Origin of the sequence: Thiomicrorhabdus heinhorstiae (assembly GCF_013391765.2) — a bacterium.
GTDB classification, from domain to species: Bacteria; Pseudomonadota; Gammaproteobacteria; order Thiomicrospirales; family Thiomicrospiraceae; genus Thiomicrorhabdus; species Thiomicrorhabdus heinhorstiae.
In genome coordinates, this window is the sequence record NZ_JACBGI020000004.1 from 121,256 (window position 1) to 144,140 (window position 22,885).

The 22,885-nt window shown below is 49.3% G+C and carries 19 protein-coding genes; 8 read left to right on the forward strand and 11 right to left on the reverse strand.

What is annotated here, in order from left to right; genetic code table 11:
- Positions 1–13: 13 nt before the first annotated feature.
- From H8792_RS04245 to rep, 6 genes are all read right to left on the reverse strand, one after another.
- Positions 14–2,221: a type I secretion system permease/ATPase gene (locus H8792_RS04245; protein WP_185977693.1), complete on the reverse strand. Its 2,208-nt coding sequence runs from the start codon at positions 2,219–2,221 to the stop codon at positions 14–16.
- A 217-nt stretch (positions 2,222–2,438) separates the two neighbouring features.
- Positions 2,439–4,370, reverse strand: a complete 1,932-nt coding sequence (locus H8792_RS04250; RefSeq protein WP_185977694.1) for a bifunctional diguanylate cyclase/phosphodiesterase — start codon at positions 4,368–4,370, stop codon at positions 2,439–2,441.
- A gap of 36 nt (positions 4,371–4,406) precedes the next feature.
- On the reverse strand, positions 4,407–5,087 hold the full coding sequence (locus H8792_RS04255; protein ID WP_185977695.1) for a transglutaminase-like cysteine peptidase: 681 nt from the start codon (positions 5,085–5,087) through the stop codon (positions 4,407–4,409).
- Between the two features lie 23 nt (positions 5,088–5,110).
- The gene (locus H8792_RS04260) at positions 5,111–5,815 is read right to left on the reverse strand and encodes an OmpA family protein (RefSeq protein WP_185977696.1); all 705 of its coding nucleotides are present in this window, start codon (positions 5,813–5,815) and stop codon (positions 5,111–5,113) included.
- Between the two features lie 172 nt (positions 5,816–5,987).
- Positions 5,988–7,181, reverse strand: a complete 1,194-nt coding sequence (locus tag H8792_RS04265) for an iron-containing alcohol dehydrogenase (protein ID WP_185977697.1) — start codon at positions 7,179–7,181, stop codon at positions 5,988–5,990.
- A 31-nt stretch (positions 7,182–7,212) separates the two neighbouring features.
- Positions 7,213–9,246, reverse strand: a complete 2,034-nt coding sequence (gene rep / locus H8792_RS04270) for a DNA helicase Rep (RefSeq protein WP_185977698.1) — start codon at positions 9,244–9,246, stop codon at positions 7,213–7,215.
- Positions 9,247–9,383: 137 nt separating this feature from the next.
- Between rep and H8792_RS04275 the strand changes: the two genes are divergently transcribed.
- The 4 genes from H8792_RS04275 to truD all read left to right on the forward strand — a co-directional run bounded on the left by H8792_RS04275 (position 9,384) and on the right by truD (position 12,594).
- Positions 9,384–9,968, forward strand: coding sequence for a class I SAM-dependent methyltransferase (locus H8792_RS04275; RefSeq protein WP_185977699.1), 585 nt, complete (start codon positions 9,384–9,386; stop codon positions 9,966–9,968).
- A 13-nt stretch (positions 9,969–9,981) separates the two neighbouring features.
- Entirely contained in the window at positions 9,982–10,908 is a 927-nt protein-coding gene (locus H8792_RS04280) for a Tim44 domain-containing protein (protein WP_324187592.1), read from the forward strand.
- Between the two features lie 51 nt (positions 10,909–10,959).
- Entirely contained in the window at positions 10,960–11,418 is a 459-nt protein-coding gene (locus H8792_RS04285; protein WP_185977700.1) for a hypothetical protein, read from the forward strand.
- Positions 11,419–11,493: 75 nt separating this feature from the next.
- Complete coding sequence (truD, locus tag H8792_RS04290; protein WP_185977701.1) at positions 11,494–12,594, forward strand: tRNA pseudouridine(13) synthase TruD; 1,101 nt, start codon at positions 11,494–11,496, stop codon at positions 12,592–12,594.
- Positions 12,595–12,622: 28 nt separating this feature from the next.
- Here the strand turns inward: truD and hisI are convergent, their stop codons facing one another.
- The 5 genes from hisI to H8792_RS04315 form a co-directional block, all read right to left on the reverse strand.
- Entirely contained in the window at positions 12,623–13,063 is a 441-nt protein-coding gene (gene hisI / locus H8792_RS04295; protein WP_185977702.1) for a phosphoribosyl-AMP cyclohydrolase, read from the reverse strand.
- A 9-nt stretch (positions 13,064–13,072) separates the two neighbouring features.
- Positions 13,073–14,152 carry a 3'-5' exonuclease gene (locus tag H8792_RS04300; protein WP_185977703.1) on the reverse strand — a complete coding sequence of 360 codons (1,080 nt, stop codon included), beginning with the start codon at positions 14,150–14,152 and terminating at the stop codon, positions 13,073–13,075.
- Positions 14,153–14,349: 197 nt separating this feature from the next.
- The gene (locus H8792_RS04305) at positions 14,350–15,171 is read right to left on the reverse strand and encodes a UDP-2,3-diacylglucosamine diphosphatase (protein WP_185977725.1); all 822 of its coding nucleotides are present in this window, start codon (positions 15,169–15,171) and stop codon (positions 14,350–14,352) included.
- Positions 15,172–15,275: 104 nt separating this feature from the next.
- Positions 15,276–16,412 carry a GNAT family N-acetyltransferase gene (locus tag H8792_RS04310; RefSeq protein WP_185977704.1) on the reverse strand — a complete coding sequence of 379 codons (1,137 nt, stop codon included), beginning with the start codon at positions 16,410–16,412 and terminating at the stop codon, positions 15,276–15,278.
- A 3-nt stretch (positions 16,413–16,415) separates the two neighbouring features.
- The gene (locus tag H8792_RS04315; RefSeq protein ID WP_185977705.1) at positions 16,416–17,663 is read right to left on the reverse strand and encodes a DUF3419 family protein; all 1,248 of its coding nucleotides are present in this window, start codon (positions 17,661–17,663) and stop codon (positions 16,416–16,418) included.
- A 197-nt stretch (positions 17,664–17,860) separates the two neighbouring features.
- On the opposite strand from H8792_RS04315, the gene H8792_RS04320 reads away from it, so the two are divergent.
- From H8792_RS04320 to H8792_RS04335, 4 genes are read left to right on the forward strand one after another with little or no spacing between them, the layout of a single operon-like run.
- Positions 17,861–18,688: an HAD-IIB family hydrolase gene (locus H8792_RS04320; protein WP_228766930.1), complete on the forward strand. Its 828-nt coding sequence runs from the start codon at positions 17,861–17,863 to the stop codon at positions 18,686–18,688.
- A gap of 8 nt (positions 18,689–18,696) precedes the next feature.
- Entirely contained in the window at positions 18,697–19,908 is a 1,212-nt protein-coding gene (locus tag H8792_RS04325; protein WP_185977706.1) for a glycosyltransferase family protein, read from the forward strand.
- A 49-nt stretch (positions 19,909–19,957) separates the two neighbouring features.
- Positions 19,958–21,727 (forward strand): sugar phosphorylase, encoded by a 1,770-nt coding sequence (locus H8792_RS04330; RefSeq protein ID WP_185977707.1) that lies wholly within the window; start codon positions 19,958–19,960, stop codon positions 21,725–21,727.
- Between the two features lie 16 nt (positions 21,728–21,743).
- Positions 21,744–22,868, forward strand: coding sequence for a glycerate kinase (locus H8792_RS04335; RefSeq protein WP_185977708.1), 1,125 nt, complete (start codon positions 21,744–21,746; stop codon positions 22,866–22,868).
- The last annotated feature ends 17 nt before the right edge of the window (positions 22,869–22,885 follow it).

Sequence of the window (22,885 nt, forward strand, 5' to 3'; positions counted from 1 at the left end):
TGTCCTGCGAGACTTATTCGTTTTTATTCAATTTACCGGTTTTCAGAGCTTCCAAGACGTTCTCTTTACGGCCGTCGGCAATCAGTTTGCCGTTGTCGATAACCATTAAGCGTTCGGTCAATTGCAGAATGCTCATTTTATGTGTTACGACAAGAGTCGTGCTGTTGAGGATGCCTTTCTTCAAACGTTCGATCATGGTCTGCTCGGAACGGGCGTCCATGGCATTCGTCGGTTCGTCAAACATATAGATCGCAGCATCAAACAGCAGGGCTCGTGCGACCCCGATACTTTGACGCTGACCGCCGGATAGCGATTTACCGCCTTCGGTAATATTTAAGCTATAGCCGGACGGATGCTTACGAATGAAATCGTCCACGCCTGCAAGCTTGGCGGCCTTAATAATTGCTTCATCGTCGATGTAAGGAGCGCGGTAAGCGATATTGTCGCGGACATCGCCTTTGAACAGAGTGACATCCTGTTGTACATAGTTGATATTGCGACGCAGCTCGGCCGGGTCCAATTGGGTGATGTCGATACCGTCGATCAGGATGCTGCCTTCATTCGGTTTATAAAAGCCCAGAATCAATTTTTGAATAGTCGATTTGCCAGAGCCGATACGGCCGATAATCCCGACTTTTTCACCCGGTTCCAGAACGAAGCTGACGTTGTTCAGTGCCGGTTTGCGCTCGCCCGGATAAGTAAAACTGACATTATTGAACTCGATTTTTCCTTCGAATTTGGGGTGTTGAATGAAGCGTTTATTTAATGGACGCTCGACTTCTTTTTCCATCAATTCGTTCAAAGAGTTCAGGGCGGTTCTGGTTTGCAGATAGCTGGTTGCCAAGCTGGCAAATTGTCCCATAGGGCCAACGGCTCTCTGGCTCAGCATGACCGCTGCGATCAGTCCACCCATTGTCAGATCACCGTCGGTAATCAGGTAAACACCAACGATAATAATGACTACGGTGCTGAGCTGCTGGAAGAATTCGGTTACTCGTGCAATGGAATTCTGCAGCATTTTGGATTTGACACTGGCTTGGGCGATTTCACCGACAGCCTGTTCCCATTGCCATTGTGCACGGGCTTCGACGCCGAGGGATTTGATGGTATCCATGGCGGTTAAGGTTTCAATCAGAACGGCATTTTTCTGGTTGTTGGCTTCGTAGGTCGCTTCGATACTGCGCTGGATCGGCCCGGTGAGGAACAGGCTGTAGAGCAGAATGATCGAGATAATCGCAATCGGTACCCAGACGATGCTGCCGGCGATATAGAAGATAACCAGTAGGAAGATAATAACGAACGGCAAATCGACCACTGCGGCGATGGTCCCCGAGGTGAAGAAATTCCGGATAGTATCGAATTCGCGCAGAATATTGGCGAAAGCCCCGATCGATCCATAACGATTGGACATGGTTAAACCAAGCGTCTGTTCAAACAGACGGGAAGACATCAGTATGTCGCTTTTTTTACCGGCGATTTCCAGGAAGTAGGAACGCAGATACTTGAGTACGAAGTCGAAAATATATATTACGCTGACGCCGATCGCCAATACCCAGAGTGATTCGGTCGCATCGTTCGGAACGATCCGGTCATAGACGTTCATGACGAACAATGGTGTGGCAACGATAAAGACGTTGATAATAAATGAGGCAAGTAAAACGTCGCGGTAGATCGACTTTGATTCCCATAATGTGCTCCAGAACCAGTGTCCCTCTTCCAGACCGATCAGGTTCTCTCTTTTCTTATCGTGGTGAATCTTATTGGTTAAATAGACTGCGTAGCCACTGTAATCCTGTTGCAGTTTCTCGATCGGAATAATGATTTCGCCTTCATCGGCTTCCGGCGTAATGATGCTGGCACTGCCGCTATCGACATCGATCGATTCCAGAATGCAGGCGCGATCGTTGTTTAGAACCAGAATACAGGGCAAAACCAGGTTGGGAATGTTCTCAAGCGGACGTTCTTTGAAAGCAGCGATCAAATTGGCTCTTTCGGCAGCTCGTATGAAAAGTTCCGGTGTAATCTGCTCGTTATGAATCGGCAAACCGGCTATTAAAGCGTCTTTTGAATGGGATTTGCGATTCAGCTTGGTATAGAGAACCAGACAGTCCAGTAATTCGTTCTGGATTTCTTTGTGTATTGATTTGCCAGAGGAGCTTACCGTCGAGTCAGCCGCTTTAGCATCGGGAGAATGCACGCCATTCTGTGTACTTTCAGACATCCCTTTCCTCGTTATTTCTTTTATATATTCTTAACATTTGTGCGGGTTACCGAATATTAGCATAACTGCCCCCCGCTGTAAGAGTTGTTTCGGCAGGTGCAAGAAGATATTAAGTTTTTTCTCTCGAGAGGGGAGTGAACTTAAGCTTGTCTTCATTTTTGCAGTGAACAGGGAATCGTGAAGGGATCGGCAGATACTTGCCGATCCGGTGAAAAGCCTAGCTGAGTTTTTGCGGCGCTCCGAACAGATAGCCTTGGAAGCCATCGATGCCCAGTTCGTCAAAGGCCTGTCTTTGTGCTTCGGTTTCGACAGCCATAGCAATGATCTTAATGTCAAAGTGGCTTGTCATATCGCGAAGTTTTTCGACATAGTTGCGCGTCATTTCATTGCTCTCGATCGAACGGGCGAAAGAGGCATCCAGTTTGATGTAATCCGGTTTCAGTTTCTGCAGGTAGAGAATATTGGCGAAGTGGCTGCCGAAATGATCGATCCCGATACGGATGCCAAGATCTGTTGCTTGTTGAATAAATCCGGTAACCAGGGTTTTATTGTTGAGTATCAGCTGTTCAGGCAATTCGATAGAAGCATTTGGTGAAGGTAAACGAGCCAGCTGCTCCAGCAAGCGACTACGTGAACTCTCATCCTGGAGCGATTGCAGTGAAATATTGACTGCCGGGTTAATGCATCCGTCATGTTTTTCAAGATAACGATGACACAGCTCGATGGTTTTCGAGTCCAGCTCGGCCATGCGTTCAAATTTTTCAAACAGGGGTATAAAGAATGCCGCACTTCGCAGGGTGCCGTCGCTCTCCTGCATGCGAAGCAGCAGTTCCATTTGGGTTTGATCCCCTTGGCGGTCGACAACGGGTTGCTCGAAGAGTAAAAAGGATTGTTGCAGGTATTGGTCAAGCAAGTGTTTTTCCTGAGCCAGGTCTTCATTGCTTTCGCTTTGTGCATCCTCGATGTAAATCAGGTTTTCATGCTTATCTCGCAGCTGTTGAATGCCGAAGTCAAGCTGGCTCATGACGCTGGCACGGCTTTTTCCAGGCGAGTAGCGGCAGACCGAAGACGATAAATAGGTTGCTTGCGGATCAATGGAACATCCCTGCAATGTATTCGGCGTATCGGAAAGGATCTCCTCAAGTACGGAACGAATTTGCCGCGGTGATTTTCCAGGAACCAATACCGCAATTTCACTGCCGTTCAGCCGTCCGAAAGAAATATTGTGCTGTGAAAAATTCTCTTTCAACAGGCCGGCCAGATGACGAATGAAATTATCGGTATTGGCGTAGCCGAAGTGGTTGTTTAATTCTTTAAGTTTATGAATATGCAGCAGGGCAATACTGCCGTCGACCATTTCCTGCTTGATGTCCAGGAAGCTGTCGAAGACCATTTCGAAGTGTTTGCGGTTGCTGAATTCGGTGACTTGATCCTGATAAGCCAGTTTTTGCAGACGTTGTGTTGCTGCGGCATCGCGATCGAAAATCGCTTTAAGCTTTTCGATCATGGTATTCATCGCTATGACGACCTGGCGTAACTCCATGGTTTTAGGTAATTTTTCCTGCAGGATATACTCTTTGTCGACTACGGCTTTGGCTTGTTCCTGAACGCGTTTCAGTGGTGAGAGAAGGAGCTTGAGACTCAATACCAGCAGCAGGATTGATAGCACCGCAGCGATACCGAAACTCGACATTAGGTTTAAAAAGTTCTGCCAGAGTTCAACGTAGGCGTAACCCGGATGACTGGTGACGCTCAGCGTTCCGAGAGGCGTCCAGCCCGCTTGGACCATTGCCTGTGCTTCAGGCGTTTTCAATGGGATTTGATTGATAAACCAGCTGGGAATGCCTTCGATCTGTTTGGCGTTCTGACGATGGTATAAGACTTTCCCATCCATGTCTGTCAGGGTGATTTGTTTGTAATAGCCGCGATCGAAGACGGCGTTAATCATGGTTTCCATCACCGCTAGATCATTCGGATCGGGAATCGTGCTGAGAGACAAGCCGAGGGAAGTCGCGGTATCTTGAGCATGGGCGCCAAGCTGTTCTTGCAGGAACTGTTTGGTTGAGGCAAGATTCAAGATGAATATACCGGCCAGGAGCACCAAAAGAATGCTGCTGATAAGTAGAGATATTTGTTTGTAAAGGCTCATGCTTTCAGTCCTTACGACCCGCTGATCGTTGATAGTTTAATTCTGTCCCAGACGTTTTAAAAGGTTGTCCCAGGCTTTTAACTGCCGAGAACCGCCGGCGATCTCTTTTCCTTTGCCGCGTTGCCGTGCTTTCCACAAGCCTTCACCATTGAAGCTGTAGACCGGTAGCAGGTCCTGACGCTGTGTGGCGGGGAGGATTCTTTTATTCAGGTTGTCGAGTACCAGAGGAACCGATTTAGGCGTTTCATAATAGGTTAAAACCATATGTGCCTGATTAAGGCGTATGGCTTTGACGTAGGTTAAATAGAGTTTGCTTTCCGGTACGCCGAGTGCTTTCAAGGTGAAATATTTTGCGACGGAATAGTCTTCACAATCCCCGGCGTCGACGGATAACAGCTCTATCGGAGTGGCCCAGTAATCTTTTTTGCCCCAGTTTTGCTGATCGGAAACAAAGCGGACTTCGTTGAAGAAATTGTTGACCTTTTGCAGCTTGATCTTTTCGGGAAGATCGATGCTTTCGTCGACTAGGTCTTGCCAGGCTTGTAATCGAAGTCCGGCGAGAAAGTTATACTTGGTTTTCGCCTTTTGAATATCTTGGGCAGAAACAACTCGGGGAGGCTCTTTGGCCGACAGCCAGTGATATTGGGAAAAAGAGAGGAACAGCAATAATGCAAAAAGCCCAAGTTGAAGATAGAAAACTCGACTTGGGCTTTTCATCGATTAAACTGAAAAAATCAGTCTTATTTGTAACGGTTCATCGCCGCAGGCATGACGGTAGTAGCGTCCGCAGGGATCATGTCTTTTGTCATTGGCTGCAGAGTAATACGGCGGTTCAATTGACGTCCGGCAACGGTAGCGTTATCGGCGATCGGCTGAGTTTCACCGCGACCTACAATGTAGAAACGATCCGAAGAAATGCCCAGCTCTTTTGCAAGAAACTGCTTAACGCTGTTGGCACGGCGCCAGGAAAGACGCATGTTAAAGGCATCCGGTCCAGAAGCATCGGCGTGACCGGTAATCAGTACATATTCGTTGGCCGGCAGGTTGCGAAGGTAGTCGGCATTTTCTTTTAGAACATGAACTTGGTCGGTGCGGATAGTGTGTTTGTTGGTGTCAAAGATCGCATTGCTTAAAGTATAAGTGACTGGTTCAACCGGCTGAGGTGCAACAGCTGGTGCAGTCGCTTCTGTAGGTTTGATATCAAGGTCGTCTTTACGGCTTTGGCAGCCATACTGGTTAACGGTTGCACCCGGTGCCGAGTTAGGGCATTGGTCGACAGTATCTTTTACGCCATCCTGATCCAGATCTTCGTAGTAGCTTAGAGCTTCAAGCTTGCCACTTTCGATGGCTTCAATTGCGTGTGGTTTTTCGGCCAAAACCTGACTGGCAAATAAAGCGTTAAAGGTCAGAATACCTAAAGTTAAGGGGGTTTTGTAATGCTTCATAAGAACTCTCTTCACTGATGTTTTCAATAAGGATTTGTTAGGTGCCGGTCAGGCGCGGTTTGGATGTTATTTTCCTAGATTATACAGAGTTTGATTTGCAATGCGCAAAGAAAAAACGCCTTAGTTTTTAAGGCGTTTTGATCTATGTTAACTATGTATGTTGAAGCGGATATTATAAAGCTTGCTGTATGGCGTCCAAAAGTTGTTCATCTTCGAGAACCAAGGGGTTGCCGAGCATACTGCCGCTGCGGCAGTTATCGAGTACCGGTTGCAGGTTGTCTGAGGTTAATCCGTAAGCGGACAGGCCTTGCGGGGTATAGTCGCGGGCGTAATGTTTTAAACGCTCGATTAACGACTCTAACAAGTCCTCTTCCCGTGCTTCGGGATTAAGTAAACGACTCACCATCCGGTATTTGTTCAAAGTCTGTTCAGCCTGAATCGAGCCGGACTGTTGCAAGCTGTCGATATTAGCTTGAGTGATCGGAGCCAACAGTCGGGCGCAGACAATGCCGTGCGGCGCTTCGAAGAAAGCGCCGATCGGTCCGGCTAAACCGTGAACCGCGCCCAATCCTGCGTTTGCCAGTGTCGTGCCGGACAAGGTGGCCGCCAACATGAGATTACAGTAACCTTGTTGGCGAATCTGCGAATCTTGGCTTTTAATCGCTTCAAAGCTACCGATGAACATCTGCATGCCCTGCCATGCTAGAGCATCGGTTAGCGGATTGGGTTTTAAGGTGGTATAGGATTCCAGCAACTGAGTAAAAGCATCCATGCCGGTGGCGTACAGAACTTCCTGTGGGCAGGTTTCTAAAAGTTGCGGGTCCAGCCATGCGGATTGAGCTAACAGCAGATTGCTGCGAAAGGATTTTTTAAAGAAACCGATGCGTGACAGTACCGAATTTTTGGTGGTTTCACTGCCGGTTCCGGCGGTGGTCGGTATGGCAATAAACGGACAGGTCGGTCCTTGCAACTGTTTACCTGCTCCGACTCCCTCCAGATAGTCCATGACCGAGGTTTGGCTCGGAAGCAGGCCGGCGATTGCTTTGGCGGCGTCCAGGACGCTGCCACCGCCTAAACCGAGAACGGCTTGCGCGTCCTTCGGACATTGAGACACGATGTCGTCGATCAGATCGGGAGAGGGTTCGCCGCTGACGGTGAATACTTTCAGATCGAAACTCCCGGTTAAGGTTTGTTGCAGTTGTTCGCCAAAACGGCCTGTTTTCATCAGGCTTGGACTGGCGATCAAGATTAGAATGCCGGAGAAGCTTTGTTGAAGGTGTTCACTTAACTGATAACGAATTCCCCAGCCGAAATGTAGATGAGGCATGGGGGCAAACTGGAATGGATTGATCGGGTAAGTGTTCATGCAAAAATCTCCGTCGCGAATAGGCTGTCGGTCAGTTTTTCTTTAAAAAGGATTTCAGGTTGGCTAGGTGGGCATTGCCGTGCTCGAGCTTCTCTTCTTTGCTTAACTCGACACCGGGTTTGCCTTCCCACTTTAAGGCTTCTTCCGGCAGTTCGTCCAGAAATCGGCTCGGTTCGCAGGCGGTCTCTTCGCCGTATTTTTTACGCTTATTGGCATAGGTCATAGTCAAGGAACGCTGAGCACGGGTAATGCCGACATATGCCAGCCGTCGTTCTTCTTCCAAGCCGGGTGATTCAAGATTCTGCTTGTGCGGCAGCAGTTCTTCTTCCATGCCGATCAGGAAGACGTGCGGAAACTCCAGTCCTTTGGAAGCGTGCAACGTCATCAGGCTGATCATGTCGTGCTCTTTGTCGGCCTCGTTACGCTCCATCATATCCATCAGCATCATGTGAGTGACGATGGTTTCCAGACGTTTTTCCTCGTTGTCTTCTTCAAGTGCTTTGGCGACAATGCGTTCGATCCACAAGATAAGTTCGCGTACATTGTTAATGCGGCGTTCGGCGGTTTTTGGGTTGCTGGCGGTTTCATGCAGCCAGTTGTCGTATTCGATCTCTTCGATAATGCGGCGGATTAAAGAGACGACCTCTTCACCCTCGGCAGCGTCGGCATCTTGAATCCAGCCGAGGAGTTGCTGGCCGAAGAACTGTACGCGCTTTAGGGCTTTGTCGCTAAGGATGCTGGTCAAACCGAATTCCTGGGTAGCGTCGAACAGACTGATGCCTCGACCGGTTGCGTAGGTGGCGAGCTTTTCCAAAGTCGAAGCGCCGATTTCTCGACGCGGCGTATTGACGACGCGCAGGAAGGCGGCATCGTCGTCCGGATTGACGATAAGACGCAGATAACTCATAACGTCTTTGATTTCGGCATGGTCGAAAAACGACTTTCCGCCGGAAATGACATATGGCAGGTTCTGCTCGCGCAGGGCGCGCTCGATCAGGCGAGCCTGATGGTTACCGCGATACAGAATCGCATAGTCGCGGTTTTTGGTGTGGTGTTTGAATTTGTGGACGATGATTTCCGACACCACGCGCTCGGCTTCCTGATTTTCGTTGGCGCAGGCAATAACGCGCAGCGGGTCGCCGAGTCCCATTTCACTCCACAGAGTCTTTTCGAAAACGTGCGGGTTGTTGGCGATCAGCTGGTTGGCCGATTGCAGAATGCGATTGCTGGAGCGGTAGTTCTGTTCCAGTTTGATCAGTTTCAGGGCCGGGAAGTCCTCTTTTAACAGAGCCAGGTTTTCCGGCTGGGCGCCGCGCCAGGCATAAATCGACTGATCGTCGTCGCCGACCACGGTAAAGCGCGCCTGAACGCCGACCAGTAATTTCACCAGCGCATACTGTGAGGCGTTGGTATCCTGATACTCGTCGACCAGCAGATAGCGGACGCGGTTTTGCCAAGACTCGAGAATCTGTGGGTTTTCCTGAAACAGGCGAACCGGCAGGCCGATCAGGTCGTCGAAATCGACGGCGTTATAGGCGTGCAGCTGTTTCTGATACGCCTGATAGAGAATTGCCCGTGCCTGTTGCTGCTGATCTTCGGCTTCCTGAATCGCCTGTTCGGGAGAGATATGGCCGTTTTTCCAGTTGGAAATGTCCCACTGAACGCCGTCAAGCACTTCCGGATCGAGCGTCTGTTTCTGCATTAACTCTTTCAGAATCTGTCCGCTGTCGGCGGCATCCATAATCGTGAAGTTGGCTTTGTAACCGAGTGCTTTGTATTCGCGGCGCAAAATATTCAAACCAAGGTTGTGAAAGGTCGAAACGTTCAACCCTTTGGTGTTTTCGTCCTTCAACAGCTTGGTGACACGTTCCTTCATCTCCTTGGCGGATTTATTGGTGAAGGTCACGGCATAGATGTTATGCGGTTTGACGTCGCAACGGCGGATCAGATAGGCGATTTTTTCGGTAATAACACGGGTTTTGCCCGAACCTGCACCGGCCAGAACCAGCGCCGGGGTATCGATATGGGTGACAGCTTCGTATTGTCGTTCGTTCAGACTATGCATCGGGCAGGATTCGCTTTAAACATTCGCTCGGTTAAAAGGGTACAATATGATAATTCATCTTAAGCGTTCTGTGGATAAAGACATTGACGCAAACAGGAAGAATCTTTTCTAAAAACGATAATTGGAATCCGAAAAAAGTGGCCGACATCGAGACCTTAAAAAAAGACCTGCATATCGACGCCCATCTAATGGGTAAAAACCTGCAATTTGCAACGACGTGGGGAATTTTCAGCCCTCGCGAAATCGATTCGGGGACTGACCTGTTTTTAAGGCATCTGGATATTAAAGAAGACGAAATCGCTCTGGATGTCGGCTGCGGTTACGGTCCGATCGGTCTGGCGATTGCCGCTAATGCACCGGCCGGGCAAGTGCATATGGTCGACAAGGACTTTGTGGCTGTCGATTACGCCAATAAAAACGCGCAATTGAATGGTTTAACAAATGCCAAAGCCTATCTGTCTAACGGTTTGAGTGCCGTCCCGAAAGAGATTCAGTTTACCACTGTGGTATCGAATATTCCCGCTAAAGTCGGTAAAGAGATGTTGAGCATTCTGCTACACGATATTCACCGGCAATTGGTTCCGGGTGGACAGTTGGTGGTGGTAACCATTAACGGTTTGCGCCAGTATATGAAACGTAATTTTACCGAAGTGTTCGGGAATTATGAAAAAGTGAAACAGGGTAAGGATTACACTATTTCCAGATGTGTTAAAGAGTCTTAAAGGAGAGACCACTGTGAAAAAGATTTTAGCGCCGGGCTTTACATTACTTTTGAGTGTATTTTTTGTGCTGTTCAGTTTATCGCAAACTGCACAGGCTAAACGTCTTGGAGGCGGCAGTTTCGGGTATACCAAGCCGGTTACACAGAAAACCCAGCCTGCTCCAACGCAAAAGCAGACTGTCGATTCTTCCAAAACGACCGCTTCAACCGCTACTACGACTAAAACCAGCGGAGCGTCTAGATGGTTAGGGCCGCTTGCGGGATTGGCGGCTGGTGGTTTACTAGCAGCTATGTTGTTCGGAGACGGTTTTGAGGGTCTGCAATTTTTGGATATTTTGTTGTTTGCTCTGATTGCTTTCATGCTGTTTAAGCTGTTTGCCTCGAGAAAATCACAAAGTGAATCGCTGGTGACCGAGGCTTACCGTCGACCACAGCAACCGGTTTCATCGCAACCGGTAAACGAATATTTCCGTGATTCGACTCCGGCTTATAATCCGCATGCAGAAGGGTCGATCATCGGATCCGGGCTGGGAGAGATGCCGAGCCAGGATGCGGTCAGCATCGAACGTATTCCGGGTTGGTTTGACGAACACGCTTTTTTACAGGGTTCAAAGCAGCATTTTGCGGTTCTGCAGCATGCGTGGGATGAAGGGGATTTATCCTTATTGCGCGACTATTGTACCGATGAACTCTATGCCGAGCTACAGGCGGAATTGACGCGATCAGGCGTTAATGAATTTGCAACTAAGATCGATACGTTGCATGCGGAAATTATCGAAACCGCTCAGGATGGCGACTATTTTATTGTCAGTGTCCGTTTTAACGGCTTTATTGCCGAAGACGGTGGCGAAGCACATGCCTTTAACGATGTTTGGCATATTCGTCGCTTGGTTGAGGGCGAAGGAAACTGGCAGTTGGCAGGGATTCAACCGGGTCATTGATTAGGTTACCTGTCAGCTGACATTGGATAACGCGAGCGAAGAGGGGCATTTATGACGAATTCTTATGTGTTGAGAAATATTGTTTTCGGAGTTTTGGCTCTGTTGGTCATGTTTGTTTCCGGATGCAGTAAAGAGCCGATTAAATTGACCAGTGCCTCGATCGTTACCGACTTGGATAAAGGTTCCGGCAATTTTGACCGGGTTTTGAAAATTTGCTTCGATAAACCGCTGAAATCGGACTACTATCACAAGATTGTGATAGTAACGAATGATAACTTTAAATTCAGTGGTGAAGGTGTTCTGCGGCCTTTAGCTTCGGCGCCGGACAGTCTGTGCCACCTGCGTAATATCTATCTGTATATCAATAAGTCGTCACCGGTTGATGCTCGTCAGCTCATCAAGGACTTTATTGTGCCGGGTAACGTTAAACAGCTGCTGGTTCAGGTGTATAACCAGGAACCGGAAGGTAAAGAGTTGCCGATCAGCGAGCGGGTGTTTAACGATCTGTAAATTTAAGCGCTTGCGGCCTGTCGGGTCGCAGGCATCTTTTCTTTTGATCCTTCATTCTCAGTAACAGGAATTTCTATGCATGATGCAGATTGGCATCGCGTCGATTTTGGCCGTCTGGCGTTTGCTTGGGGGCGACCTGCCGCCAGTGCCTATTTAAAGTGGTTGCCGCAAGATTTTGTCGTTGAAGAACAGATTGCCTTTGAGCTGAGTGGCGAAGGAGAGCATCTATGGTGCTGGGTGGAAAAAATCGGTCAAAACAGCGATTGGGTAGCGGCAAAATTGGCCGAGTGGGCAGGAATTTCCAAACGAAATGTTGGCATGGCTGGACAGAAAGATCGGCATGCGGTGACCCGTCAGTGGTTCAGTCTGAATCTGGCCGGCCGTGACAACCCAGAGCGTTCCCTTTTCGATGTTGAAGGGGTGAAAATTCTACAGATGCAGCGTCACCAGCGTAAATTGCAAAAAGGTGCTTTAAAAGGCAATCGTTTCAGTTTACGGTTGCGGGCTTTTGACGGTGAGAAGGACGAGGTCGAAGCGCTCTTGCAAACGATTCGCCGACAGGGCGTGCCGAATTATTTCGGTGAGCAGCGCTTCGGGCATGCCGGAAAAAATCTGCTTCAAGCCGAGAAGATGCTGGCCGGTAAACGGATGCGGCTTTCGCCGAATCAGAAAAGCCTCTATCTCTCTTCACTGCGTTCCTGGATGTTCAATGTTTATTTGAGTCAAAGGGTCTCGGCGGGGAATTGGAATCGCTTGCTTGTCGGAGATAAATTGCAGTTGCAAGGCTCGCAACGCTGGTTTGCCGATGACGGTTCCGAGGACCTTGAGCAGCGGGTCATTGATCTGGATCTGCATCCGACCGGGCCTTTGTATGGTGACGAACTCATTTCAGGAGATACTCCGGCAGAAGAACTGGAAATGCAGGTTGCCGAGATCTTTAGCGATTGGATTGAAGGTTTAAAAAAATGGCGTCTGAAATCCGATCGACGTGCATTGCGTTTATGGCCGGACGATTTGCAATATCGTTGGCTGGATGGCGAAGCGCTTGAAGGTTTGAGTTTTGAAGAGGGGCAGCAATCTGTGCTGGAAGTCAGTTTCATCTTGCCGGCCGGCAGTTTCGCGACCATGCTGGTACGGGAGATGGTGAATCTGAAAGCCGTTCAGAGAACGGCTTAGGATTTAGTATTCTTTGAAGTGAAGCAGGTTACTTTTTATACAGGGTTGCCGGATCGATCAGCGGGTCGCTGGTAATTTCGGCATGGTCTTTATCGACCAGAGTATAGAAACAGCTGCGACGTCCGGTGTGACAGGCTGGGCCGGTCTGGTCGACAAGCATAAGGATTGCGTCGCCGTCGCAGTCGAAACGCAGCTCTTTCAGGGTTTGAATCTGTCCAGACTCTTCGCCTTTGCGCCAGTAGTTTTGTCGTGAGCGCGACCAGTAACAGACGCGGCCGGTTTCCAGTGTTTCCTGGAGAGATTTCTCGTTCATCCACGCCATCATCAAGACTTCTTTACTGTCGTATTGCTGGGCGATGGCCGGAATCAGGCCGTCGGCATCGAATTTGATCTGCGATTTCAGATCCTGCCAGTCGTAACGATCGCCGGAAGCGCTTTTTTCCAACTGTTTAAAGGTGATTTCACTCATGCCGGCTCCTTATTTGCGCTTGGCATTGGCAAATGCGGCAGCAAACAGGTTGTTGGTGATCTGCTCTTTCTTGGCAGCCGACTTTTTCTTTTCCTGAATCTGCGATTGTTTGCCGAGTTGCAGCATTTCGTTAAACAGATCGACGGTCGCTTGTGCATCGGCCAAAGCGTCGTGAGCGTCGCCCGGGAATGGTTTTTTCAGAATGCGGGCATAGGCATCGGTTAACTTTGGTGTTTTGTAGAACCAGTACATGCGTTCACTGTGCCAGCGCAGAGCGCCGATCAGATCTTTGCTTAACTCGGCGACATCCAGCCACTTGTTGTAATCCAGCTCGAAACGCAGCATTTTCTTTTCGGCACTTTTTTCCAGGTACATGAAATCACTTTCCGTGCTGTAAGCCAGTACATAGTCTGCATCGCGCAGGCAGTCGTGGATTTCATCCCAGGCTTGCGCCAGACTCGGTTCGTTCTGAACCATTTCGGTGGTGATATTGTGTTTTTCGTTTTCCGGAATGTCATATCCCGGGTTGATTAGCTGATTGAACAACGGCTTTCCGTGACCGTCGCAGGCGGAAAGCTGAATAATATCTGCTTCGGGATCGGTAGAGATATTGGTCGCTTCAATATCGATACAGACGACTTTTTTGCCTTTTAATTCGTCGGAATGCTTTTTGAGTTTGTAGAGAGCATCGTTGCGTCTTTCACGGATCAGGTCGATGACCTCAGACTGGCAGAACTCTTTCAGTAGCTCTTCAAGCTTTTTACGCAAGCGTTTTTCGGATTGTTTCAAGGATTGACGGACTAAGTCGTCTTCCGAGCAACGCTCGATAAATTCCGCCAATTTCAGCGTTTCTTCTTCAACGATCAGCTGTTCCAGCAGGGCGTCGACCAGTTTAGGTACTTTGAAGTCATAATCTTCCAAAGGCGGAATTATGACCTGTGCATTGAGCAATGAGGTTTCGCCCTTGGCCGGAGAGGCCATAACTTCTACACCCTTGATCTGCAGGCCGTCGGAAGCGGCGACTGCGACCAAATACTCTTTAAGGGGTTGATTGCGTTTATCGATGAGGATTAGTTGTGCATTGCTCATGGTTATAAATTCTATTTTTTGAAACAAAGGTGCCTGTTTTCCCGGCAAAGTGACAGCTATTTTAACAGTTGCAATTTCGATTGCGAGCAGGAATTCGCTTGCGGATGGAAGTCGCATCGGCCGAAAGGAAAATCGGCCATAGCAATTTTGACGGGAATTTGGATTGAGGGTGGTTAAATATTTATTGTTTGCCAGCTTCAAGCCGGTGATTGTACGGTCTCTTCTTCGGAAGAGGTATTCTCTTGGTCGGCCTGTTGGTGACCGATATCGACCCAGCGGATCAAATGAATTTTGCCTTCGAAATCTTCGGCCAGTGCCGTACAGGATTCAACCCAGTCGCCACAGTTGTAGTAGATGATGTTTTCATGGATGTCGCGGATTTCCGGGTGGTGAATGTGTCCGCAGACAACGCCATCCATGCCTTTCTGCACGGCGCTTTTAGCAACGGCTTCTTCGAAATCGGAAATGAAATTTACCGCGCGTTTGACTTTGTGTTTCAGATAGGCGGAAAGCGACCAGTAACCGAAACCGAATTTGCGCCGCGCCTGGTTGTACCAGCGGTTAAGGTGCAACATCGATTCGTACATGACGTCACCACAATATGCCAGCCAGCGGTGACATTGAATCACGCCGTCGAACTGATCGCCGTGGATGCACCAGAGTTTGCGTCCGTCGGCGGTAATGTGCAGATATTCGTCAACCAGATGGATATTACCGAAATCGATTCCCGAGTAGCGGCGCAGCATGTCGTCGTGGTTACCGGTGATATAGATGACTTTGGTGCCGCGTTTGGCACGGGTCAGGATACGGCGGATAACGTTGGTATGTTCTTGCGGCCAGAACACTTTTTTGCGCATTTTCCAGCCGTCGAGAATATCGCCGACCATGATCAGAGTCTCGCAATCGTTGTGCTTGAGGAAGTCGCTTAAAAATTCCGCTTTACAGCCTTTGGAACCGAGATGGCTGTCGGAAAACCAGATGGTTCTGTAGCGGGTGACTTTATGATGATCCGCTTCCATTGCGAAGTTGCCGCCGGCGATTTCGTCCTCAAGTTGATTGAAAAACGGCGCTTGCTCGATGAGTTTGTTCATAGGTGATGTCTTCCCCGGTGGAGTTGATTCGCTTAAAGTTCGTATTTTTGTAGAAAGCCGGGCCCGAAGCGATTTAACAGTCGGGCAAAGTTGCCTAAAATCAGACGTTGTTTTAACGGCAAATGGCGCACATACAGAGCGGTATATTCCACCTCGGCGACGCCACCGCGCTGGCGTTTGAAGTGGCTGGCGCCGGAGCTTAGATTGAGGCATTGATTGCGCTCGTAGCAGACTTTCAGGAGTTGGGCCATAACCAGGCGATACAGGCCGAGTGATTTTGGAAGGTCGGTGTCATAGCCGACAATCGGAGCTGTGACGATATCGTGCTGGGTGAAAATTCCCACGGTGGCAACAATCCGTCCTTCGGCATCGCGGAAACTGAAGAATTCGACCAGCTTGTGGCGATGCAGGCAGGATAGATACTCTTCGCTGAACTGCGGGTTGTATTTGGAATGTTTTTCAATGAACAGTTTCTCAAAACACTTGGCAATGTCGGCGAAGTCTTCGTGTTTGTGTTCTTTTGGCGTAACCAGTTGAAGTTCTGTTTTGCGCAGCAGACGCTGGTCGTTTTTGACATTGTTGCGTTTCCACCACTCACGTTCGCCGTTTGGGAAAAGATAGACTTGGCGGGCCGGCATTAACAGCCAGCCGTTATTTTTGAGAGCGGCGATCGTTTCGGCGTCGGTGTGGGTGTTCAGCGAGCGGATGGTCAGACTGTGGTGCGGATTGGCCAGAGCCAGTCGTCGGGTTTCGGCGCGAACGTCGCAGGCCGACAGATCCGGAACCACATTGGTGGAAAACAGCCAGTTGTTGATGGAAAGTGTGCGATTGATTTTGCCCCACTTTAATAAAACCGAGGCTTGCCAGATGATACCCTTGAGGATTCTTTGCAGCAGCGGGTTTTCTAATAAACCCAGTTCGTCACGCGCGTAGTCGATATAGGCGTTGTATAGAGAACAGACATAGCTGTTGTGGTATTCGTCTTCGTTACGGGTGGCCGGCAAACTGTGATTGGCGAACTCGACTGTTTCCAACTCGGTTGTGACGTTTTGAATTCCCTGATTCAGCTCCTGCATCGATTGCAGGGCGAAAACGAACCGCTGTGTACTCGAAGTGGTAAACAGTTCGGGATTAACGCCGAAAGAGTCGTAACGGTAGTCGTGGAACATCCATCAAGCTCGCTTCTGATACATAAACACGCCGCCGTAAATCGCCGAGCGATCCTGCAGAGTCCAGCGACGGTTGTTGTCTTGATCGGTGTTCCATGAAGCAAGAAGCTCAGCCGGTAATTTCTCTTCCAGGGGAGACGTGCAGCCTGCAGTGCGGAAAACGACGCGAGCATTCGGCATGGCGGTACGGTTGACTTCACTCCACAGCTCGGCCAATTGGTCTTCGTTCATCCAGTCTTGAGCGTCCAGGAAAAGGTAAGCATTCAGGCTGTTGGCAGGCATCTGCTTCAAACGTTCGGTCATTGATTGGTGCGAAACGTGTACGCGGTTATGATCCTGTTTCAGAATTTCAAAGTACTGTTCCTGAAGGTAAGGAGGAAGCGCTTTGCGGTGATGGGTGTCGTATTCGCGTCCGTATGCCTGCCAGGCAAAGTAGTTCTCGGTAAGCGGATAGTCGCAAGCCAGACGGCGGGCACGTTCTTTTAAAAGTTCATGCATGCCCTGGGACTTGTCTTTGGAATCCTTACTCATCTCTTCGAATTGCGCCGGCGGAATTCCCAGGCTGTACATAACCACTGAACGGTTGCATAGGAATTTAAGAAGGCGGGTGTCAAATACCGGCGCGACATGCTGTTCGAACAGACTCTCTTGTTCCTGTTTGGTACGAGCCTGCATGACTTTGGAAATATCATAGCCGAGACGCTTGCTCACCCAGTGGATTAGGCCGATAAACTGCCCTAAAAGCCCGTGACGATAAAAGCCGTCGGTGAAGAATTCGATACGCTTTTTGGAAAAAGGATGCTCTTTACTTTCCCAGTATTGACGGGTTTTTTCGTCAAGATGCGAGCGCAAATATGCCTGATAGCGATCGAGGTTTTTCGGTAGATCGGCTCTGCCGAAGAAATCAAAGAAAGTTTCAAAATCAGGAAAGTGTTCTAAAGCCGCCAGCTTGAGCTTAATCAATGCAATATGCGCCTCGTTTAAGTCGACCACCGTAATTGAGGCTGGTTGCACGCTTAAATAGTTCAAGACATTACAGCCACCGGAAGAGATGGTAAAAATACGCGACTGTTCGTTCAATTGCAGGGCATCGATATCGACCAGAGGATCTTCCCAGATCTGCGGATAGACAAGACGGTCGAACCAGGCGGTAAATAAACGGTCAAGCAGGCCCTTTCGGCTGAAAATACCGGTGTTGTTAACGGCCTTATCCAAAAGATTCTTGGTTTTGACTTCGGAAGCGACTTGCATCTGGGGGAGTACCTTTGTTTAGATGGATAGTGTTTGCAGTCGAAAGCGTTCGCGCATGTTTGTTATTCAGCTCATCTTAATGACGATTTTTTAATGATTTATGAACCTTGTGTAACAGCTAGATGACGATTTTTCGAACGGTTGGTGATGGGCATTAACGAAAAAAGTTGGCCGGAAATCTGCTTGTTGGGGTGGGCATGTCAAATGGAGAGGTTATGCTGTTGAATTATCTTTTTACCGATTTAGACGGGACTTTGTTAAATCATCACGATTATGAATATCGTCCGGTGCTGCCCGTTTTGTCGCGTTTGAAAGCGTTAGGCGTGACCGTTATTTTAAACTCCAGCAAAACCTCGGCAGAGCTGGCGGACTGGCTTAAGCGTCTGGATTTACAGACACCTTATGTTGCCGAAAACGGCGGGGCGATCTATTGGCCGCAAAGCGAGTCTGGAGTGCCGGTGTGGCGACCTGAATTGCTGGGTCGCCCCTATTCGGAGATTCGTTCTGTTCTGCTTCGATTGAGAGAGGAGAATGCATGGGACTTTGCCGGTTTCGGTGATTGGTCACTGCAGGATGTGTCTCATTTTACCGGATTGCGTGCCGAGGATGCGCGGAGAGCCAAGGAACGGGCGGTTTCCGAGCCGATATTGTGGTTCGGAAGTGATGAGCAATTTGAGGATTTTAAAGCGGCGTTAAGCCGCTTTAATTTGCGTGTCTTGAAGGGAGGACGTTTTTATCATGTAATGGCGCACCATGACAAGGCAAATGCACTAAGATGGATTAAAGAGCGGGCGATCGAATCCGCCAATGAGCCTGTGAAGGTTCTTACCGGGGCTTTGGGTGACGGTGAAAATGACCGTGCAATGCTTGAAGCCGCCGATTTTGCAATGGTTCTTCCTGCTGCGAACGGCTGCCTCGAATTAGGGCGTAAGGATGCGTATTATGCGCAGAAGGCTGCTCCCTGGGGCTGGGTAGAAGCGGTGGAAGGCCATTATTTACAGCAATTAGCACTCGAAAATAACTAGGAGATACCATGAGCGATTTTTTTCAAAACGGTACCGTAACCACTTTTCATAACCTGACGGATCGTCCGATTGAAGACTTGGAATCGGATTTGCTACGTTTCTCACAACAGAACCCGATGGGCTTGATTCTTCCCTCCCTGTTCAGCGAACTGGAAGCGCCCGCCTTAAAGAACATTGTTAATGAATTAAAAAGCGTCCCCTATCTGTCACAGATCGTGATCGGTCTGGATCGAGCCGACCAAGCGCAATTTGAATTCGCCAGAGAGTATTTCTCGGAATTACCGCAAAAGCATCGTGTGTTGTGGAACGATGGTCCGCGTATGCAAACTCTGATGAATCAGTTGAAGGAGAAAGGGCTTGCCCCGACCGAACCGGGAAAAGGAACGAATGTTTGGGGATGTTACGGCTATGTACTGGCCTCCAAGCAAGCCGATGTGGTTGCACTGCACGATTGCGACATTATCACTTATAAACGTGATTTGCTGGCGCGACTGCTCTTTCCTGTTGCGCATCCGACTTTCAACTTCGTGTTTGCCAAAGGGTATTATTCGCGCTACTCCGATGGCCGTTTAAACGGACGTGTGGTTCGCTTGCTGGTAACGCCGCTGTTGCGTGCTTTGGAAAATGTTCTCGGTCCGGAAGAGCTTTTAGCTTATTTGGATAGCTTCCGTTACGCCTTGGCCGGCGAGTTCTCCATGAAGACCAGCGCCCTGAAAGATATGCGCATTCCGGCCGACTGGGGGCTTGAAGTCGGTATTCTGGCCGAAATGAAACGAAATTACTCGAATCGCCGCATCTGTCAAGTGGATATTGCCGACGTTTACGATCACAAGCATCAGGATTTGTCGAGAGAGGACCATAACAAAGGCTTGTCTCGCATGAGTCAGGACATTGCCAAGTCGTTATTCCGAAAGTTGTCGACACACGGTCATGTGTTTTCACGTGGAACAATCCGCACTGTGAAAGCGGTCTATCACCGTACCGCGCTGGATCAGTTGGAAAGCTATGTGTTTGATGCCGAAATGAATGGTTTGACAGTGGACGTGCACCGAGAAGAACAGGCGGTTGAGCTGTTTGCCAAGAATATTATGAGTGCCGGGGAAGCGTTTCTCGACAACCCGGATGAAAGACCGTTTTTACCGAATTGGAACCGTGTGGTCAGTGCGGTTCCTTCTATTATGGATGATCTTTACGAGGCGGTAGAGCGCGATAACGAGTAACTGTTGCCGTGCATCTGCTGCCGCTAATTTCTTAAACAAGGAGGAGCGGATGCCGCAAGCCGTACTGCAACAGATTCAAGCGCGACTACATAGAGTCTATGCCGAGGAGGCTGCACAGGAAGCCTATCAGGGCGTTCTGGCCGCAATAGAAGCAGCGGGGATTACGCCGCCTTCCGGCGAGGTGAAATGGGATCAGAAAGATGTCCTGCTCATCACTTACGGCGATACTTTCTTAAATGAAGAGGAAGTGCCGCTTTCCACCCTGAAGAAGTTTCTTTCGACCTATGTTAAAGATGCGGTCAACTGCGTGCATGTCTTGCCGTTTTTTCCTTATAGTTCTGACGACGGTTTTTCGGTCATTGACTATACGATGGTCGATCCGGAACTTGGGGACTGGGAGAATATTGAAGCCCTAAGGGAAAAATATGACTTGATGTTCGATCTGGTGGTAAACCACGTTTCACGTGAAAGTTTGTGGTTTACCGACTATAAGGCGGATATCGCTCCCTACAACGAATTCTTTATCGAAGAAAACGAGCGTCCGGAATTGTCACTGGTTACCCGTCCCCGAAATACACCTTTGCTGGTACCGGCGTACACCCATCGCGGACGCAAGAAGGTCTGGGCAACGTTCAGTGCCGATCAGATCGATCTGAATTTCGCCAATCCGAAAGTGTTGGTGAAAATGATCGAAGTGCTGTTGCTGTATTTGAAAAATGGTGCGCGCATTATCCGTCTGGATGCAATCGCCTTCTTGTGGAAACGTATCGGTACCAATTGTATTCACTTGCCGGAAACCCATGAAGTCGTCAAGTTGATGCGAGATGTGATGTCGATTGTCCGTCCCGACGCCATTCTGCTGACGGAAACCAATGTTCCGCATGCTGAAAACCTTTCTTACTTCGGCAGTCAGGACGAAGCGCACATGGTGTACCAGTTCAGTTTGGCGCCATTGGTATTACATGCTTTGCATCGCGGAGACGGCAGTTATTTGACCGACTGGGCTTTGAATCTTGAAGCACCTCCTCCGGGGTGTACTTTCTTGAATTTTACGGCATCCCATGACGGGATCGGTTTGCGTCCGGTTGAAGGGATTTTGCCGCCACGCGAGGTGGAGGATCTGGTAACCAATATGCACCGTCTGGGTGGATTCGTGTCTATGAAAGCCAACGGTGATGGGACCGAAAGTCCGTACGAAATCAATATCGCCTTGTTCAGCGCTTTCCGCGAGACGCACAACAGTAACGGTCCTGATCAATGGCAGGTGGAGCGCTTTATCTGCGCGCAGAACATTATGATGACGCTGCAGGGAATTCCGGCTTTTTATATCCACAGCATGGTGGCTACGCCGAATGACCATGACGGAGTTGAGAAAACCGGGCGAACCCGCTCGATTAACCGCCGTAAATGGGAGTTTGAATATTTGCAGGCGTTGATCGAGAGCGGGCGTACTTCGAATGCCGAAGTCGTCAAGCGTTTGACCAACCTGCTGCAGCGCCGTAAAAAACATAAAGCTTTCCATCCGGAAACGCCTCAGCAGGTGCTGGATCTGGGGAGCGATTATTTTGCATTGTGGCGCGACGGTGAAGGTTTGAGATTTCCTCTATTGGCAATTCACAACTTAACTCCGGAAATTAAAATTCTCGATTTGAGTGTGATCGAAGGGTTTGATCGCCACAATTACTGGATAAACCTGCTAGATAATCAAGGGGTGTTTTCCGGCGAACAGCGTTACGTGATGCAGCCGTATCAATCGATCTGGTTGATGCCGGAACAGATCGGGGGCGAGAGTGCCTTGTGGGCGCTATCTACCGATTAATGCAAGGGAGAGATATATGACTACCTATGTGGTTGCACCGGACAGCTTTAAAGGTTCCTTGTCTGCGGTGCAGTTTTGTGAAATCGCCAAGTCGGTTATTGCGCAATGCGATCCCGGCTCCACGGTAATTACCTTGCCCTTGTCCGATGGCGGAGAAGGGTTTGTGGAATCGTTTCTGTTTGCCGGTTTGGCGGAGAAGGAAAGTTTATGGGTTTCCGATCCGATCGGACGAAAAACCAAAGCAACCTTTGCCTGGCAGGCGCAGACCGAAACGGCGATTATTGAGATGGCGCAGGCTTCCGGTTTGCCGAAGTTGCAGCCTGACGAACGGAATCCGTTGCAGGCGCACACTTACGGAACCGGACAGTTGGTCGATGCCGCTTTAAACTTGGGGGCGAAAAAAATTATCCTCGGTTTGGGCGGCTCGGCAACCAATGACGGTGGGATGGGAGCTTTGCAAGCTTTGGGGGTTTCGTTTTTTGACGATAGCGGTAAAGAGATCGGTCTTGGTGGGCAGGCGTTGAAGAAGATCGTTTCCATTGGCGAAATTCCGCAACGTTTGCTGGATGTGGAATGGCTGATCGCCAGTGATGTGACCAACCCATTGCTGGGAAAAACCGGCGCGACCAGCGTTTTCGGACCACAAAAGGGCGTCAGTGATTTGAATTTCAATGCGCTGGAAAGCGGCTTGGAAAATTGGGCGCAGAGAATAGAGGAAAAAACCGGTCGTCAGGTGAAAGACTTGCCGGGTGCCGGTGCTGCTGGCGGAATGGCTGCCGGGTTTATCGGTCTTTTGGGTGCGCATATCGAGCCGGGGTTTGAAGTGTTAAACAGCGCTTTGGGACTGGAGAAAACCTTTGCTGCTCAACCGATAGATTGGTTGATTACCGGCGAAGGGCGTCTGGATGAGCAGACTCGTTTCGGCAAGTTGCCGATGCAGATGGCGCAGCTGGGTGCAAAATATTCCATTCCGACCGTTGCGGTGTGCGGCAGTTTGGGAACACATCCTTCGGAACTGCCGGAGTTTAAAGCCGTATTCAGTATTTTGTCCCGGCCGATGGAAGAGTTTGAAGCGTTTCGCTTCGCGCCGATGCTGTTGAAACAGACGTTGTTTTCGATTGTCGCTTTATTGAAAAAGTAATTTTGTTCTCTTTTCCA